Genomic DNA, 15,692 nt, shown 5'->3' on the forward strand with positions numbered 1-15,692 from the left:
TTGCCCATCCTCGAATGGCTCGGTATCAAAACGTCAAAATCACTATGATGAACCATTAGTACCTCAGGCCATTGCGATTTCTTGTTATACAGGACCGTCAAGTCTAGAAACCGCGAGAGCGGCTCGCGCGCCGCATCCGCGTATTTGCCTTTGCTACATTCATCCTTCGATGCGGCTTCAGCGCCTGCAACACCCCAGATCGTCGCGAGCGCCGCCGCGATAACCAGAACTCGTTTGGTCTTTTGTCTCACGTCCTCGTCCTTCAGCCTTCTTCATATAGAGCTTCTCAAGGGCAAAAGCTGCCTTGAGCTGGCGGGGTCGCTCGCGCCAAAGCGCCAGTAGCCCGTGTGGGCGGTCGTTAGCGGTCTCAGTGCCCAGGTAATTACCGGTACGGCTGCCCGCTGTTGCGCTGACAGCCAGTTGTTGCCGCCAAGTAAGCTGATGGTACCACAATCGAGGCCAACGATAATAGCTCGCTGCAAAAGTTCGGTGTGGCAGGTCTCTGTCCATCGCGTGTATCGTCGCTGGAGCGAAAGACCCTGTCGTACTGGCCAGAAGTGTCGGGTGGTGGACGCACTCAGCTTCGGGTCGAGATCGCCGCCTCTGCGCTAGAAGGCCACCATTGATTTCCATTGTGCCCTGTTCGCGACCGCCTGGCCACCCGTCCGGCAGCACCCGCTTAGCGAGCCGGCTCGATGACCTCGGCGGCCAAACGCGCTGATGTTGATTGGCCGGCCGTACACTTGTCGCTTTAACGACCCCGCTCCTCGACCTCACTTAATCCAAGTCGCCCAGATGCATAGGTATGTTTTAGGGCCAAGCGGCGATCATATTCGATGAGATTGGCGGCGGCGCTATGTCCCTCAGCGCAGAGCAGTCATTGATGGAGGTCAATCGGGATTCCGGCACCGCATTCGGCGCTGTCACCAGATCTTAGATCGGGTTTGCCCAGCTCTTAAGTCGCCTCAAGCCGGATTGATTTACCGCAAGGTGCCCTCCGCAAGACATCCATATTAATTGCCGTGCAATGTGGAGGCGAAGAGGCCACGTTACGGGCCATAGGCCTCCGGCCTTCCCTCAGACATACGGTCTAGCAGTCGGTGGAGTTCGATTCTTACAATGTACGCCGAAGCTTGACGACAATGCTCCTACTTCCGGCCGTGGGCTATAAGAAAGCGATGGCTTGACCACGAAACGCAATTTGCCGGCGAGAGCTGCGCTGTATTGACCCTGCCCGGCGCCGGCCCGCAGCAGTTTGGTTCTCGGGCTGGCCCAGCGAACGGACCCTGATGCCCCTGCAATTCCATCGTGCCGTCGAAGACATGGAGATATGGAGCGCAAGCAGCGACCACTATTCGTTCGTGATCAGCTTCCAGAGCCCAACCGGTCCTGGCTTTCGCGGAAGGTTGGGCTACGTCGCGTCGTGGCGTCCACTTCACCAGGGCCGTGGCGCGATCAGGGTTCTCGGCTCGCCCCTCCAAAGTTTCGCTGAGGCCGAGGACGCCTGCAACACCATGCTGAATTACCTGAAGGGCGACACTGATTCCAGTTCCCAGTAAAGTTGAAGCCTCGCTAAAATGCCGCAATCGCTCCGCGTGCCGCCCAGGATATCCGCACGATCAACTCGCAGCGCTCAAACCAGCCCTCGGTCGAGGGTGCATCTCCGACAAGGAGGACAAAATAGCCATGAACTTTGCCATTGGCCGCCATTACGCTTTCGCAGGCGGCATCGCTGCCAACGCTGCATGGTCGAGGATCAACTGCGTCATCACGCTCGTGAGGGCCTCCTGCGCTTCCGCCGGCAGCTCCGGCCACGCGGTTGTCGACAGCGTCGGTATGGGGCGAGATCACCCAGCGGTTCGTCGTGCTACACGGACCTCGCCCGGGCGGCGGGTACGGCTTTGGCCGTTATGGCGTGCAAAGGCAGCCAAGGCAGCCTCTAGACTTTTCTTGTTCTTGCCGGGTCGTTGTTGGGGGGCCCCGGTGGAATTGGATGCAGCTTTCTAGTGTGGTGTTAGGTGTACGCTGACGCGGGTGGCTAAGCGAAGCAGTTTGGGAATGCGGGTTCAGGTTATAAGCGATGATTGAGCTAGGAAGTCGGCGCGAGCGATGCCACGATGTTTGGTCTTGAGCATGGTGCCGTGCTGCTTGCCCCATCGAAGATGCACTTGATAATCGCCCGGCGTGATTACGACATGCCATATCCCGAATGCCGCGTGGTTCGTTGGTCGAGGGCGCTGTTGTGGGTCTTGCCGGTTTTGGTGACGGCCTGGTTCTGCGTCACATGCGGCGTCACGCCGATAGCGGGAAGATTGGCGACATGATCGGCTGTGCCATTGGCGGCGTACCCTGCCGGCCACCGCCAGCCCATGCCGGTTATCCATGGTGGCGTGGAAATTGGCGCCGTTATTATCGTCGCCGCTGCCGTCCTTGGGGCGAAAGCTCTTCTGTGAAGCCCAGGCTTCGATCAGCGTTCGATCCACCGAGAAGTGCTCGCCGACAGCAGCGCCTTGACCTGCGGATGGTTCAGAAGCCTGGTCATGAACTTCGTGAACACATCGCCGTTCTGCAGTCGCTCCCGGTTCTTGGTGAAGGTGGTCGGGTCCCAGACCGGATCGTCGGGCGACAGCCCCACGAACCGGCGACACAAAAGATTGTAGTCCAGTTGCTCGATCAACTGGCGTTCCTAGCGGATGCCGTAGAACACCTGCAGCAGCAAGGCGCTCAGCAATTGCTCCGGAGGGATCGAAGGACGTCCCTCCCTGGGATAGAGCCTCCCAAGGCTGCGGTTCAAATCACTAAAAACAAACCGCTCTGATCCGTAAACCTGCAGCGCATGATCATCGCCACCAATTCGAGAAGACAAAGTGAATCATCAAGCCGCCTCCGTGGCGAGGGGTTCTTCAGCAGACTTCAAGAGCCAGATTCTCCGCGATCAGCTCGCTAACGTAGGGGTCACCAGAGCGGCGGCTGTTGACGGTAAACTGCGACTGATTCGCGTGCCGTCACGCCCGCAAGCACTGCGTCGGCAAGCGCGGTGCGTATGTCGAAATTCTCGTGCTCCAGTTTGGTGACGCGTTCAGACTCTGCGCTGCGAGCCTTGCAGGCTTCAGCGAAAGCAACGTTGACGGTCGGGAAATTGATAACGTTCATGGGGCTGTGTCTCCCTGCGGCTATTGGGGAAAGGGCCGCGCGGATTGAAGCAGTCGACACGTGCTCCTGTCCGGTTGCCCAGGGTCGCGCTTGGATCAAATCGGCTCGATCCCATAACGACGCAGGAGTGCATTTCGGCGGACAATTTCGGGCCATAGCTCTGTCTCCGATAGGCAAAAGGTTTGGTCATTGAGCGCCTACATTGCGAACAAGGTCTCGATTTGCTCATGAACATCAATCAAAACCAAACCTCGCCAAGTTTGCGCTGGAATCATGATTCCGACTTGCTCCTCGGGCGGCGGCGCTGTGCTCACATTTCGGCGAAGCTCTTCTGCGCAGCACAGCAGTTAGACGGTAGGCTGCTGCGTACCATGCGCGCGCAGAGGTTCGAACGCGCTAGCGACGAATGTATTGCGAATCTGCGATTGCTAATTTGTGACTCAGGACACTAGCTCCGCTTCAACACCACAACTAGGCGGTCGACACGTTTGCCTTCCTTGAGATGGGACTCGATGATTTCGTCGATGTCGTCGGCGGTGGTCGGGCGATACCAGATGCCGTCAGGATAGACCGCCATTAAGGGACCTGCGTTGCAAAAGCCGAGGCAGCCCGCGGCCGTGAAGCCGATATCGGTGAGCCCTTGCGCTTCGATCGCGTTTCTCATCCTGTCCCACAGGACTTGCGCGCCGGCCGCGCCGCAGCTGGCGTGCGGATGTGTGGGCGGACGCTGGACGTGGCAGGCAAAGACATCAGGCCTGTAGAGTTGAGGAAGCTGGAATTCCGTTTCTGAGTTCATGTGCCTGCCAAGCGTTCGATTGAGTTCATCTGAAGAAAGACTAGGTCCGAGTGCATCGCCCCTAGGAGCGCGGTCGCCTGCGCAAGCCCGTGAAGTTCGTCACCCATTGTCCCGTTGAGCGTCGCATACACAATCTGATGCTGCTTCGGCTCTTGATTGTGAAGGCAAGCGGAATGACGCGGGCGCCATGATGATCGCCGTCGCCGGCAAGATCTGCCACGGAAACCTTCGCCTCTGGAAAGGCCTTCCTGCTCAGGGCTTCGTCTGGTCCCATCATCGCAATCTTCCTTGCTCCCGCTTTGCTTGCTCCGCCATCGTGCTTCTCCATGCAAGCCTCGAACCAAGATGCGAGAGGGCGTGCTTCTGCGCCAACCCTTCTCAATCTGCCGACGTGCAACTACCAGTCGTTGTCACGTTTGCCACAGCAAAGGTCTCTTCTGTTGCGGATGTGACAAACATCGAGCCGCACGCGCCCGCCTACAGCTGTTCCGCAGCGAGGCCCAAGATATCCGGAGAATCCCCGTCCTTCCGCATAGCCCGGCTCTTGCAATGTCACCCCGCGGAAGGATGTAGCGATCGCCGTGACTGTCGTCTTCACAGAGGAGCCCATCAATTTCGCGATCTTCCTGATGAGATCGACGCTTACAGCAAGGCGTGATCCGGCGCGAACCCACGGCATCTTTCGGCGAGCGCTGGACCGTGCGACGAGGGGCGCGTGATCGTGGATTGTGCGAGATTGCAAGCCGAGCCGGCTAGGAGCGCGAATGGCAAACCGCGATCAGCGATGCCAATAGCCGGCCCTTCAATCAATTGATTCCTGGGGCGGAGACCTCGATCGCAAGACTACGTCAATGGATAAGCCCTTTGAGTTGCCGCGCGTGACTGGGATTTGTACTTCGCAGGGTTGCCCCCTCACCCTGCACGCACGGCCAATCTGGCTTCAGCGAGTCTCCAAGGGCTTCTGATACAGGATCGTTCACCCCTAACGGTCCTGTTACGTCTGGGTCTACGCACCCCCAGCCAGCCCAGACGGAGCCCTCGGCGGTGTTATGGCCGCCGGGGGCTTTCTTTGTTTCAAGCGCGCCTGGACGTCACTAGCACCTGCTCGGTCTCGGCGCCCTCCACAAGCGCGGGTGTCATCGGAAGCAAAAGGCGCGCACCCGGCTTCACCCGACCAAAAAGTGCTGGCATCGATGTTCGCCCCTTGCGGCCTGCCTCACTCCGTAAACGGCGTGGAACCGTGCAGCTCGCGCTCGCCCGCACGCGATTTGTGGATCTAGCACTATTATGGAGAGGCAGCCGCCAATTCTCCTAAAAGGACGCCGGCGTCTTGTCGCAGGCCAAGAGCGAACGGAAAGGAAAAGGCAAGCGGGACGAGGGGAGCGCTGCCACCTTCTCTTTAGGATGCGCCGCGGTCTTTCATCATACCGGCCTGATTGCGCCGGCGAGCGTTGACAGCGCAAGGTCGAGTTCGGCGCGCGCGGTTTCGTTAGCAATCGTCTCCTGCAATACGCCGCACATGTAGGCGAGCCAGGGGGTCGAGCTCGGCGCCACCGATGAGAAAACTGAGATGGCTCTGGCGCGGCCGCTGGCATGGCCCTTCTCGGAAGTTTAGATTTTTGGCCCGCCCTCCATTCGGTGAGATCGCACTTGAACACCTCCTTGGTGCCCCCGACATCAGCCGGATGCACGGCGCGAATGGTCTCCGCTTCAGGCAATTCATCCATGCGCGCCAAGAGCTGTCGACCGGCCGATCGGTCCTCACAAAGCCGCCAATGCGGCTCGAACACCGAAATGGCTGCGCGTCTCGCTGTTCGACTGTCCCCGTACCATTCATTCATGCCGGGCTACTGGATGACTTCGGCCGCCGTGCCCGGCCCTTGATCTCTCACGAGTTCGAAAGCAGCGACAGGCGCGGCCTGCGCCAATGTTCATGAGAACGACGGCGCTTTACCGAAAGACTCCTGAGCTACGGTCATGAGATCATCCCTGTTAATCCGGATGGATCATGATGTCCATGGTTTCGTCGCTGTCCTCGAACGGATCGGGAAACCCGTCGTCCTCCACCAGCTTCACGCCACACAGGCAGACGTCGCCGTCGACCACAGCGAGCGCGACCGGCTCAAGGGCCTTTCCGTTGCAGGGGCCATCGATGCAAAACCCGCTATCGATCTCGAATGTCGCACCGTGCCGGCCGCATCTGATAAAGGCGCGGTCCGACGAGAAAAACTCTCCGGAGCCGATGTTGAGCCAGACACCGTCATGCGGGCAGCGGTTGACATAGCCGTGGTAGTCGTTTCCGAAGGTCCGCACCACGACAATCAGAAACGGCCGGCTCTCGCCGCTCTCGTCGATCCGCGACAGGTTAAAACCCTTCGCGCCGCCCCGCTCGATTGCATCGGCGCGACAGACGGTGAACACCTCGATCTCTTGGCTACCCATGTCGCGGTGCCTCCCTTCGCTCGTGCTTGTCGTTGCATTTTCCTGCCTGAAGGCATCGACGGCGGCACTGGTCAGCCGAAGCACGCCAATTCCACCGACCAGCTCCTGGAAGGGCATCGACGGCCCGCTGATAAAATCAAACCATTGGTGCGGCGTGAGGCCGGCCAGGCGCTCGTCAAGCTCCACCACTGTCTCGTTCAGGGAACAATGACGTGTTGCGAAATCCATGTGCCTTCCCGCCCAAGCTTGAAGAAACCCGAGCCGAAGCCGAAGAGCTCGATGATCATGCTACCGGTTCCGAGCAACTTGACTTCGCAGGCGAGCCGCAACTTGGAGGCGCCTCCTCCGATCGTATTGAGCTTGTCATTCTCTTTGCGCACCACCCTCGAGAGTTCCTTGCGGCCTTGCCGGACGAAATGTCGGAGGATCCACGTTTGGTCTGCACTTGCATTTGTTTGGCGTTGCGATCTTCGGGTTCTGCAGCACCGCCAAGAGTGATGTGGCCTGAATGACCTCGATCATCTTGCCCCATGGTGAGGCCGTGGCTGTCGACATTCAAGCCCTCCTTTTGCGTCCCATTTATGATTCCTCGGGTCTAATAAATTGCAGCGCCAGCGCCGATGTTGATTGACGCATCCTTTATCGTCTCCACGATGAACTCGATCTGGTCATCGGTGAGGTGGGTGTGAAACGGCAGTACCAGGGCGCGATCGGCGATCTTTTCCGTGACAAGAAAATCGCCATGCCGATAGCCGCGTTCGAAATAATGCCGCTGCAAATGCAACGGATGGCAATAGGCGGCGGCCTCGACCTGCTCGATGCGCAGGTCATCGACGATGGCATCGCGGCTGGAGCGCGTGAAGCGCGTCCCGAGATGGACGAGATAGAGGAACCAGTTCACCTCGGTCGCTTCGGGAGCCACATAGGGCGGCTTGATACCTTCGAAGGATTGCATATGCGCATTGTAGAGCTGTTCGGCGAGCCGGCGTCGCTCCAGGATTTCGTCGAGGCGCCTTAGCTGCGCAAGGCCCAGCGCGGCTGTGATATCGCTCATGCCGGCCTGGTGGGGCGCTGCGCTGCTGACGACAATGGAGGAGCGCTCATCCAGCCGATGTGCGCGATGGCGACGCAAGCCGCCGGCCAAGTCGATGTCGTCGGTCACCACCATGCCGCCTTCACCGCAGGTCAGGGCCAGTGGCTGGGCGAAGTCGAACACGGCGATATCGCCAAAGCGGCCAACGAGTTCGCCCTTGTATCGCGATCCGATCGCTTCGGTCGAATCCTCCAGGAGCGGCAGCTGATGGCGCTGCGCGATCGCGCGCAGCTCCAACCATGGCGCCGGATGGCCATTGGGGTTGCCACCAATAATCGCCCGCGTGTTGGCCGTGACACGCTCTTCGACCTTCGCCGGAGCCAAGGCTCCCGACCAATAGTCGACGTCGGCAAATACGGCCCTCGCGCCCACGAGACTGATAGCATGCACCGTCTCGCGAAACGAATAAGGCGAGGCGATCACCTCCTGCCCGGGCCCGATGCCTAGCGCTTTTAGCGCAAGCAGAAGCCCGATCGTGCCGCTGGGGACGGCAACGGCATATTTGCGGCCAAGATAGGCGGCAAAGGCTTTCTCGAAGGCGTCAGTGATCGGCCCATTGGAGATTCGCGGCGAACATAGCAGCGCTTCCACGGCAGAGAGCTCGGCGGAGGTGATATCGGGATCGGAGAGCGGAATGAAGGATACGGCCTCGGTTGCTTCGGTGCCATCGCCGTGATCCTCTGCGAGTGCAATGCCGGTCACCGCCCAGTACTCCTTGCCGCCAGCAGGATACCAATCGCGCGTGCCGGATCGGCCGTGATCTGCACGCAGCGATCGCAGCCATCGATCAGATGCAGGTCGAAACGCGGAAAGCTTCGGAACGGCCGCTCCGTCACATCAGACGCATCACAGCGCGTGAAGGCGAGGTGCGGAAAACGGCGCCGCAGCTCGAGGAATGGGCTTGCATCGGCCTCCGCCGCCGCAAGCACCCGTTCTATTTCGATCAGTTGGTCTGTGCCAAGCGCCATCGCGGCTCCCATACAACTAGTCCCAAATCAGCTTTATTGCCAGAACCGCCGCTCTGGATCCGTGTTTAAATCCTCGATCGCTGAGGTCAGCCGGAGGTAAATGCTGTAAAACTCCCAGATCCCGTGCGCGTGGTTCATGCGAAACAGCTTCCACATCCCGCTCACCATGTCATAGTGGATCAGCGCGACATCGATCAGGCCGCCGTCCTTGTCGATATTGCGAGAGCAGCAGGGACTCTCGATCAGATAGCCACCCCTCACCGGCTTCACATTCGGCGACACAAAGCGATAGCGCTTGCGCGAGCCCAAGGCACGCTCGATCCGCTTGCGATCGAGCTCGTTCGGGTGAGGGATCAGTCCGATCGCTAGTTTTCTCATCACCGCAGCATTCATCGCGAACCAGCACCCTCAAAGCACTGCAATTTCTTCTTCAAGACAGCCGACGACCAGCCGCTCGCCGAACTCGACGAGATAGATTGGCACGTTCGCTTCGGTATGCCTGCCGACCTGCACGATCTCGCCGATCCCTCCGGCGCCCATCAATAGTCCATCGGCCGGTGCATCCGGAAAGGAGCCGTCGTTAATGAGGTCGATCGCCGCCTTGACGCGCTGGCCCCATTGGTACTTCGGCAGCCTCGGGTCGATCATGACGCGGCCTCTTCCGGCAACGGCAGGTCCTCAAACTCCTCGCGCGCCACCGCCGGCACGAGCTCCTTGCGCTTCATGCCGACGCGGTTGCCGCTTTCGAGAAATTCGACGCCATAGATGTAGAACTGCTGCAGGAAAGTGCCGATTGAAACGACGTAACCCACCTCCCCCTTTTTGGCGAGGATCTCGCCGACTTCCTTGCCGGCATAGGTTCCGTCATTGCGGATGGTGCGGTTGGCCCGCACCTTTTCGCCAAAGCTGAAGAAAGGCGGCCCGGTCAGCTCGACCACCTCGCTGTCGCGAACGATGTTGCTCATGTCCCACTCTCTCTCGGTCGTTCGGGCCGGATGGCCGCGCGCGCGCGGGCGGCTTCCTGCACCATCGAGTCCCCGTCCTCGGTCAACTCCGCCAGCTCGGCCGCCATAATGCGGCTTGCCACCTCATAGCGGACGCGCCAATCCGGATCGCGGCGCAGCAGGCTGAGCGAATCCGGAGACAGCCGCCGTGCGATCTCGAGCCGCACGGTGCCATCGGGATCAGTGACCATGCCGAGCAGCCAGTCATGGGGAATGCGGAGCGCGACCACGCGGCGCACCTCGGGCTCGTCATCGCTCATGAGACCCCCAAGCAGCGCCGGCGCGATCCGGCTCGCCACCACCAGGCGGACGTAATAGTCCTCGTCCGACATCATCGGCGCCAGCTCCTCGCCGTCCAGCAAGGTCGCAACCCGCATCCTCACCTCCCGATGCGGGTCGCTGCGCAGCCGCAGCGCAAAGCGCTTGGGCAGGCGGCGCGCCGCGTTCCAGCGCACGGTTTCCTCAGCATCGTCGAGCAGCATCGGCAGCAGGAACACATTGGCGTGGTTGGCCGCGATTGCGCGCACCTCGAAATGCGGATGTGTGACGTAAGCGTCGGCCAGCACCGGATTCCAGTTGAAGAAGCGGTCGATGCAGCGGGCGTAGCGGTCGTTGACGCAGGCGTGCATCAAGCGGCAGCCGCCGCTGGCCCTGAGCCCGAGATGCGTGCAGGTGCCGCAGTCGACCTCGTTGCCCAGCCAGTCGCGGGCCTTATCGATGTCATCCGTCATCGTCCTGCCCCATCCGCTCCAGCACGTCCAGGAGCACCTTGGCGCCGATCTTGTCGGTCGGGTCGAGCTCCACAAGCTTGTTGGCGGCGGCGTGCCCTTCATCCAGATCGCCGAGCCGCATCTGCAGGTAGGCGTAGGCTTTCAGGGAAAATAAATAGAAGCGCGGCAGGATGTTCTCGTAGCGATCGAAAGCAGCGTCGCCCGCGCTGACCCGCCGCCAATCGTCTGCGAGACTGTTTTCACGTGCTGCCTTACAAATACAGAGCTTTGCGACCTCCAACGCCTCGGCCAAGCGACCTTTGTAGAAATAGAAGCGGTAGAGCCCGATCAGGACGGCGGCGTGGCCCGGCGCCAGCGCCTGCGCTTCATGCAGGTGTTTTTCCGCGATCTCGTCCAGGTGATAGGACAGCCCGGCGTCCCACAGATGATCCTTGGCTTCGCGCGGCAGCCCTTCGCCGAGTAGCGTGTGCGCGATCAGCGCCCCCTCGCTCTCGGACAGCGGATTGCCTGCCCCATCGAGGTTCATTGGCAGCTTTCCTCTTCTAATGGGCAGCCTTTGCGGTGTTGCTGGAGCAGCATACCTGCTTCTGGAAAGATCAGCCTGGTCTGCGCAGAGGTGTCGGTCAAATCGATGGTGACAAGGCCAAGCATTAGCTGGCTCTCGGCATTGAGAAGCAAATTTAGGCCGTTGCGCTCTACGCCTTGCTGACCGGGCTGAGCTGCCGGCGCAACACCTATATCGGCGGACAACCCCGAGCAACCATCTGCCGTGACGGCGAGCCGGAAACCGGCGCCAACGGTGCCATCGGCGCGCAGCACGTAACTCGTGAGTTTTTCAGCGGCGGGCGTCAGCGTGATGGTCATGGGCTCGCCCCCTACGCCCGCGCCTGGTAGCGTGGCAATGAGGTGTCGACGACGCAGGTGTTATCAACCGGGCACACCGCGACGCATTGCGGCTCGTCGAAATGGCCGATGCACTCGGTGCATTTCTTCGGGTCGATGACGAACGTCCCGCCTTTCTCCGAGATTGCGACATTCGGACATTCGAGCTCGCAAGCCGAGCAGCCGGAGCATTGCGAGGCAATGATCTTGAACGGCATGGATATCTCCCTTACGCCGCCGAAATCAGCGCGCCCTGGCGGATCGCCGCCTCGCCCCGCTCAACATGCTGGATCTCGCCGCTTTGCACCTTCGCAAGATAGGACTTGAACCAGGCGATCGCTGATTTTTCGATGAACTCATGGGCGTATTGGTCGACCGGCTCGATCCCTGCCTTCAACAGATTGCTCTTCGGACAGCCGCCGATCTTGGCCACGAAGACCGCATGGCAGTCGTTGATGGCGCGGATGATGGTGGCAAGGCTCTCCTCCTCGCCATAACCGCCCCGGCAATAGTGATCGACGCGGCGATGGCCGACGAATTTGGCGCCCGTAGTGGAGAGTTCGTACACTTGGAACTCCTTGGCATGCCCAAAATGCTCGTTAATCAGCCCCGTGCCCTTCGTCGCCACTGCAACCAAGAGCTTGATGTCGCTCATCTCGCTGGCGAGCTCGGCGAGCTCTTCCTGCTCGGCAGCAACCTTGGCGACGCGCTCCTCCTCGACCTTGGCCTGATAGGCCTTGCGCATCTGGAGGTCATAGTTGACATCCATGGCCATAACCTTCTCGGTAGTGAACTCCGCGCTACGGTCCTCGCCGAGCAGGCCGACAGCGTCGGCGCGGCACTGGCGGCAGTGCCGCATCATGCTCATCTCGCCTTCGCAGGCATCCTGCAGTGCTTTCAATTCCTGCGCGGTCGGAGCCCGCTGACCGTTGAGACCGAACACCGTGCCGTGCTCGGGCGCGGAGATCAGCGGCATGATGTTGTGTAGGAACGCGCCGCGCGATTTGACCGCCTTGTTGACCTCGACGAGGTGCTGGTCATTGATGCCCGGGATCATCACCGAATTGATCTTGCAGAGGATGCCCCGCTCGGTGAGCATCTCGAGGCCTTGCAGCTGGCGGTCGTTGAGGATCTTTGCGGCTTCGAGGCCGGTGTGGCGCTTGTGGTTGTAGAAAATCCACGGATAGATTTTGGCGCCGATTTCGGGGTGGACCATGTTGATGGTGATGGTGACATGGTCGATCTTGAAGCGGGCGATCGTATCGACATGGTCGGGCAGCATGAGGCCGTTGGTCGACAGGCACAGCTTGATATCGGGAGCGGCCTTGGCCACCAGCTCGAAGGTCATGAACGTCTTTTTCGGATTGGCCAGGGGATCACCGGGCCCAGCGATGCCGAGCACGGTCATCTGTGGGACGGTGGAGGCGACTGCCAGCACCTTTTTCGCCGCCTGCTCCGGCGTTAGTTTTTCGCTCACCACGCCCGGGCGCGATTCATTGGCGCAATCAAATTTGCGATTGCAGTAATTGCATTGGATGTTGCAGGAGGGCGCAACCGCAACATGCATGCGGGCGTAGTGATGATGCGCTTCTTCGCTGTAGCAGGGATGGTTCTTGACCTTCTCCCAGATCTCGGTCGGCAGATCACCCTGGCCGGCTTGCGAGCCGCAGCTCGCCTTGCCGCTGCCGCCGGACGCGCCGCAGCCCTTGTGCTCGGCGATCGCCTGCATGGTCTCGCCGATGTCGACGGCGCTCCCTGCCAAGCTTGCTTCGTCCAGCGCTGATACGTCCATCCGTTCATTCTCCCTGAAGGCGGAAACTGAAAAGAAGATTTGCAACTCGCGTGCCATGGCCGGAATGGCGAGCAGTTTTGATCTAAGTCACAAAGTGAGCCGCCTGCCGCGGTTCGCCGTGGAAGCGAAGCCTTCTGCACGACATTAGAAATGTTCGAAGTGTGACAGGCGTCTTGATCCTGACATGGAGATGAGCGCAGTCATTCGCCGGCGCGAAACGCAAGACAACTCGCATGCGCCGGCACGCGAGCAACATCGACCCATATACAAGGTCTGTCAGGCAGCGAGCAGGATCTCGATCGCGCGCGGGAGCGGGATCGCAAGCGGCGTCAGGCCCTGTTCGACCAGAAAGCGCAGCTCATTCCTGGACAGCACATCCGGTTCCACGATGGCGTAATGAACACCGGCTGAGCGCTTGGTGAGCTGCCGCGCATAGGTTCGCAGCAGCTGATCGTTGAATCGGCAGCCGATGAAGAGAAATCTTCTGCCATTGCGCCGCTCTTTCACCACATCGGGGATCGGCGTCTGAATGTCGATCTCGGTCAGCACCTCGACATAGTCGGCGTCAGAGATCAGGAAGTTCCTGGCAGGCAGCACGCCGCCGTGCGGCTTGTAGAGGACCGTGGTCCAGCTCTGCGCCACAGCGCGATCGACCTCTCTGCCCTCCGCATCATAGAAGCGATACCAGCGGTCCTCGCCGAGGCCGGCGCGGCAAATGCCCTGCACCTCGCCCCACCCCTCGTGCTTGCCGAGCGCCGCACGCATCGCGCCGTCATACCAGGCATCGACCATGACAGGCAAGGACAGCGCGGCGAGATGATGATGCAGTGGTGTAGGCTCGACCGGCGCAGCAAAGGCCTGCGCCACCAATGCCGTCACGGTGGAGCGATGCTTGTTGCTCTCGATGTGCTGCGCCGACGCCCAGACATTGCCCTTGGCCCGGCGCGGCAGCGCGACCTTGGTAGCGAAGAAGCCAGCCAAGGCCTCCGGCGTCATCGGCGCATCCGGTTTGGACAACGCGGTGAGACCAGGTCCGAGATAGGGAACAATGCTGCCGGCACGCAGCCTAGCCGCTACGTCAGTGAGAATCGCCTCCGCATCGGCCGCGTTGACAAAGTCGATTTGCGGGGTCGCCTTCATCGGTCGTCGCCGCCCTCGCCGCGCTTTCGGGCATTGACCGTGATCGGCAGCGGCGTATCGCTCGCCATTTCGGGCAGATCGAGCACCCAGCCATTGGCTATTCTGATCCAGCCGCCCCACAGCGTCTCGTGCTCCGATTCAACGATCGGCTCCTCGAGATCTTTTTTCGGCACGTAAATCGACAGGCCCGCCTCCGGAGAGCGGCGAATCATGACTTTCATGAGATCAACTCGTGTATCGCGGGCGAATTGCTGGTGGGATTGGGATGCTCTCGTGACATGGCGCGCAGGTGAGCCACGATGCCGGACAATACGCGGACGACGTGATCGACTTCTTCGACGGTGGTTTCATGCGATAAGGAAAAGCGCACCGCGCCGCGCAGGCTCCTCGCCGGCACGTTCATGGCGCGCAGCACGTGCGACGGGTCCATTGAGCACGAGCTGCAAGCTGATCCCAGCGAAGCGGCAATGCCCGCGCGATTGAGATGGTGGACGATTGCTTCGCCTTCGAGATCCTCGAAGGCAATGTTGGCCGTGTTCGGCAGCCGGTTGCTGACATCGCCGAGCGCCATGCAGTGGCCGTTGTGCAAAATCGCCTGCTCCAGGCGATCGCGCAACCCACCAATGCGAACGCGATCCGGCTCGAGCCGCTCCGCCGCAAGCTCTGCAGCTTTTCCAAGACCGATGATGCCGGGGATGTTCTCGGTTCCGCCGCGGCGCCTTCGTTCCTGTGCCCCGCCCCAGATCAGCGGTCTGAAATTTGTGCCTTGGCGTAAATAGAGCGCGCCGGTCCCCTTGGGGCCGTGCAGCTTGTGCGCGGACAGCGATAGCATGTCGATAGCATTGTCCTTCAGGTCGATGGGCACCCTGCCTATGGCCTGCACGGCATCAGTGTGAAACAGCGCGCCTGCCGCACGCGCTAACCCGGCCAGAAACTCCACCGGGAAAATCGTGCCGGTCTCGTTGTTGGCCCACATAACCGACGCAATCGCCGTGCGTGGTCCAAGCGCCCAGCGAAAGGCCTCGACGTCGAGCCGTCCGCGCGAATCCACCGGGATCACGTGCGTGTTGATGCCCCTTGTCGCCAATTGCTCGACCAGCGTGAGGATGGCGGAATGCTCGACGGAGGTGGTGACGATCTCGTCGCGCCCTTCCTGGGTCGTAAGCGCAGAAAGGATGGCGGCGTTGTTGGACTCGGTCCCGCCGGAGGTGAAGACGATCTCATGATCGTGGGCGGCCCCCAGCAAATTCTGCAGGCTGCGGCGCGCCTTCCCCACCGCGCCCGCGATCTCGCTGCCGAAGGTATGGGTGGACGAGGCATTGCCGAACTGCTCCGTGAGGAACGGCAACATGGCTTGCAAGACACACGGATCTGTCCGCGTGGTCGCATTGTTGTCGAGATAGATCGGCACAAACGCCTCCTTCAATGCCGCGCATTGGCGACGCCGGCGACCGGGATGAGGCGAACGAATTCGCCGAGCTTTCGACCAGCCGCGCCTGAATGCCTTCTAGCGTCGCGCTTGAAAGCTTGCAGAATACGCAGGCACCAGTCAGCTTCACCATGATCTTGCTGCCCTCGATCCCGACCAGCTGACAGTCGCCGCCGTCGCGTTGCAGATTCGGCCGGTTCGCGCCGTAGTTGCTCCCGACCGGTCTCAATGCTCGGCGGTTGCTTCAATTGTTCCGGTTCGA

The 15,692-nt window shown here is 60.7% G+C and carries 18 protein-coding genes and 3 pseudogenes; 1 reads left to right on the forward strand and 20 read right to left on the reverse strand.

Annotated features, from left to right (window positions below):
- Positions 1–251, reverse strand: a 251-nt coding sequence (locus tag CQ13_RS45085; protein WP_210183091.1) for a hypothetical protein, incomplete at its 3' end; no start/stop codon positions are given.
- Positions 252–1,289: 1,038 nt separating this feature from the next.
- On the opposite strand from CQ13_RS45085, the gene CQ13_RS37945 reads away from it, so the two are divergent.
- Positions 1,290–1,559, forward strand: a complete 270-nt coding sequence (locus CQ13_RS37945) for a hypothetical protein (RefSeq protein ID WP_057847880.1) — start codon at positions 1,290–1,292, stop codon at positions 1,557–1,559.
- Positions 1,560–2,066: 507 nt separating this feature from the next.
- Here CQ13_RS37945 and CQ13_RS47485 read toward each other — a convergent pair.
- The 19 genes and pseudogenes from CQ13_RS47485 to CQ13_RS46925 all read right to left on the reverse strand — a co-directional run.
- Positions 2,067–2,794 (reverse strand): annotated as a pseudogene (locus CQ13_RS47485) (transposase); the annotation flags it as partial.
- Positions 2,795–2,955: 161 nt separating this feature from the next.
- Positions 2,956–3,153, reverse strand: a complete 198-nt coding sequence (locus CQ13_RS37960) for a hypothetical protein (protein ID WP_057847883.1) — start codon at positions 3,151–3,153, stop codon at positions 2,956–2,958.
- A 448-nt stretch (positions 3,154–3,601) separates the two neighbouring features.
- The gene (locus CQ13_RS37965; RefSeq protein ID WP_057847884.1) at positions 3,602–3,949 is read right to left on the reverse strand and encodes a (2Fe-2S) ferredoxin domain-containing protein; all 348 of its coding nucleotides are present in this window, start codon (positions 3,947–3,949) and stop codon (positions 3,602–3,604) included.
- 65 nt (positions 3,950–4,014) lie between these two features.
- Positions 4,015–4,226, reverse strand: a pseudogene (locus CQ13_RS44890) (BolA family protein); the annotation flags it as partial.
- A 1,715-nt stretch (positions 4,227–5,941) separates the two neighbouring features.
- Positions 5,942–6,391 carry a Rieske (2Fe-2S) protein gene (locus CQ13_RS37970; protein ID WP_057847895.1) on the reverse strand — a complete coding sequence of 150 codons (450 nt, stop codon included), beginning with the start codon at positions 6,389–6,391 and terminating at the stop codon, positions 5,942–5,944.
- A 595-nt stretch (positions 6,392–6,986) separates the two neighbouring features.
- Complete coding sequence (locus CQ13_RS37980; RefSeq protein WP_245309604.1) at positions 6,987–8,177, reverse strand: DegT/DnrJ/EryC1/StrS family aminotransferase; 1,191 nt, start codon at positions 8,175–8,177, stop codon at positions 6,987–6,989.
- Between the two features lie 5 nt (positions 8,178–8,182).
- A complete protein-coding gene (locus CQ13_RS37985; protein WP_057847896.1) occupies positions 8,183–8,452 on the reverse strand; it encodes a DUF6129 family protein in 270 nt (89 codons plus the stop codon).
- 33 nt (positions 8,453–8,485) lie between these two features.
- Positions 8,486–8,845: a DUF3024 domain-containing protein gene (locus CQ13_RS37990; protein WP_057847887.1), complete on the reverse strand. Its 360-nt coding sequence runs from the start codon at positions 8,843–8,845 to the stop codon at positions 8,486–8,488.
- A gap of 15 nt (positions 8,846–8,860) precedes the next feature.
- On the reverse strand, positions 8,861–9,100 hold the full coding sequence (locus CQ13_RS37995) for a nitrogen fixation protein NifZ (protein ID WP_057847888.1): 240 nt from the start codon (positions 9,098–9,100) through the stop codon (positions 8,861–8,863).
- On the reverse strand, positions 9,097–9,417 hold the full coding sequence (locus CQ13_RS38000) for a nitrogen fixation protein NifZ (protein WP_057847889.1): 321 nt from the start codon (positions 9,415–9,417) through the stop codon (positions 9,097–9,099). The genes CQ13_RS37995 and CQ13_RS38000 overlap by 4 nt, the downstream gene beginning before the upstream one ends.
- Complete coding sequence (locus CQ13_RS38005) at positions 9,414–10,187, reverse strand: 4Fe4S-binding leucine-rich repeat protein (protein ID WP_057847890.1); 774 nt, start codon at positions 10,185–10,187, stop codon at positions 9,414–9,416. The genes CQ13_RS38000 and CQ13_RS38005 overlap by 4 nt, the downstream gene beginning before the upstream one ends.
- Positions 10,177–10,713: a hypothetical protein gene (locus tag CQ13_RS38010; RefSeq protein ID WP_156434153.1), complete on the reverse strand. Its 537-nt coding sequence runs from the start codon at positions 10,711–10,713 to the stop codon at positions 10,177–10,179. The genes CQ13_RS38005 and CQ13_RS38010 overlap by 11 nt, the downstream gene beginning before the upstream one ends.
- On the reverse strand, positions 10,710–11,051 hold the full coding sequence (locus tag CQ13_RS38015; RefSeq protein WP_245309602.1) for a HesB/IscA family protein: 342 nt from the start codon (positions 11,049–11,051) through the stop codon (positions 10,710–10,712). Before CQ13_RS38015 ends, CQ13_RS38010 begins: the two co-directional genes overlap by 4 nt.
- 11 nt (positions 11,052–11,062) lie before the next feature.
- Positions 11,063–11,287, reverse strand: a complete 225-nt coding sequence (locus CQ13_RS38020; RefSeq protein WP_057847892.1) for a 4Fe-4S binding protein — start codon at positions 11,285–11,287, stop codon at positions 11,063–11,065.
- Positions 11,288–11,298: 11 nt separating this feature from the next.
- Positions 11,299–12,798 carry a nitrogenase cofactor biosynthesis protein NifB gene (nifB, locus tag CQ13_RS38025; protein ID WP_245309605.1) on the reverse strand — a complete coding sequence of 500 codons (1,500 nt, stop codon included), beginning with the start codon at positions 12,796–12,798 and terminating at the stop codon, positions 11,299–11,301.
- Positions 12,799–13,137: 339 nt separating this feature from the next.
- On the reverse strand, positions 13,138–14,001 hold the full coding sequence (locus tag CQ13_RS38030) for an SIR2 family NAD-dependent protein deacylase (RefSeq protein WP_057847893.1): 864 nt from the start codon (positions 13,999–14,001) through the stop codon (positions 13,138–13,140).
- A complete protein-coding gene (gene nifT, locus CQ13_RS38035; RefSeq protein ID WP_057847894.1) occupies positions 13,998–14,222 on the reverse strand; it encodes a putative nitrogen fixation protein NifT in 225 nt (74 codons plus the stop codon). Before nifT ends, CQ13_RS38030 begins: the two co-directional genes overlap by 4 nt.
- Positions 14,219–15,412 (reverse strand): cysteine desulfurase NifS, encoded by a 1,194-nt coding sequence (gene nifS, locus CQ13_RS38040; protein WP_057847898.1) that lies wholly within the window; start codon positions 15,410–15,412, stop codon positions 14,219–14,221. The genes nifT and nifS overlap by 4 nt, the downstream gene beginning before the upstream one ends.
- A gap of 11 nt (positions 15,413–15,423) precedes the next feature.
- A pseudogene (locus CQ13_RS46925) lies at positions 15,424–15,678 on the reverse strand (NifU family protein).
- Positions 15,679–15,692 lie beyond the last annotated feature (14 nt).

This window comes from Bradyrhizobium retamae (genome assembly GCF_001440415.1).
GTDB classification, from domain to species: Bacteria; Pseudomonadota; Alphaproteobacteria; order Rhizobiales; family Xanthobacteraceae; genus Bradyrhizobium; species Bradyrhizobium retamae.

What these genes read in the sequence shown, in the direction of transcription:
- CQ13_RS37945 (WP_057847880.1), top strand. Translation starts at nt 1,290, where the DNA reads ATGCCCCTGCAATTCCATCGTGCCGTCGAAGACATGGAGATATGGAGC.
- CQ13_RS37960 (WP_057847883.1), bottom strand. Translation starts at nt 3,153, where the DNA reads ATGAACGTTATCAATTTCCCGACCGTCAACGTTGCTTTCGCTGAAGCC.
- CQ13_RS37965 (WP_057847884.1), bottom strand. Translation starts at nt 3,949, where the DNA reads ATGAACTCAGAAACGGAATTCCAGCTTCCTCAACTCTACAGGCCTGAT.
- CQ13_RS37970 (WP_057847895.1), bottom strand. Translation starts at nt 6,391, where the DNA reads ATGGGTAGCCAAGAGATCGAGGTGTTCACCGTCTGTCGCGCCGATGCA.
- CQ13_RS37985 (WP_057847896.1), bottom strand. Translation starts at nt 8,452, where the DNA reads ATGGCGCTTGGCACAGACCAACTGATCGAAATAGAACGGGTGCTTGCG.
- CQ13_RS37990 (WP_057847887.1), bottom strand. Translation starts at nt 8,845, where the DNA reads ATGAATGCTGCGGTGATGAGAAAACTAGCGATCGGACTGATCCCTCAC.
- CQ13_RS37995 (WP_057847888.1), bottom strand. Translation starts at nt 9,100, where the DNA reads ATGATCGACCCGAGGCTGCCGAAGTACCAATGGGGCCAGCGCGTCAAG.
- CQ13_RS38000 (WP_057847889.1), bottom strand. Translation starts at nt 9,417, where the DNA reads ATGAGCAACATCGTTCGCGACAGCGAGGTGGTCGAGCTGACCGGGCCG.
- CQ13_RS38005 (WP_057847890.1), bottom strand. Translation starts at nt 10,187, where the DNA reads ATGACGGATGACATCGATAAGGCCCGCGACTGGCTGGGCAACGAGGTC.
- CQ13_RS38010 (WP_156434153.1), bottom strand. Translation starts at nt 10,713, where the DNA reads ATGAACCTCGATGGGGCAGGCAATCCGCTGTCCGAGAGCGAGGGGGCG.
- CQ13_RS38015 (WP_245309602.1), bottom strand. Translation starts at nt 11,051, where the DNA reads ATGACCATCACGCTGACGCCCGCCGCTGAAAAACTCACGAGTTACGTG.
- CQ13_RS38020 (WP_057847892.1), bottom strand. Translation starts at nt 11,287, where the DNA reads ATGCCGTTCAAGATCATTGCCTCGCAATGCTCCGGCTGCTCGGCTTGC.
- nifB (WP_245309605.1), bottom strand. Translation starts at nt 12,798, where the DNA reads ATGCAGGCGATCGCCGAGCACAAGGGCTGCGGCGCGTCCGGCGGCAGC.
- CQ13_RS38030 (WP_057847893.1), bottom strand. Translation starts at nt 14,001, where the DNA reads ATGAAGGCGACCCCGCAAATCGACTTTGTCAACGCGGCCGATGCGGAG.
- nifT (WP_057847894.1), bottom strand. Translation starts at nt 14,222, where the DNA reads ATGAAAGTCATGATTCGCCGCTCTCCGGAGGCGGGCCTGTCGATTTAC.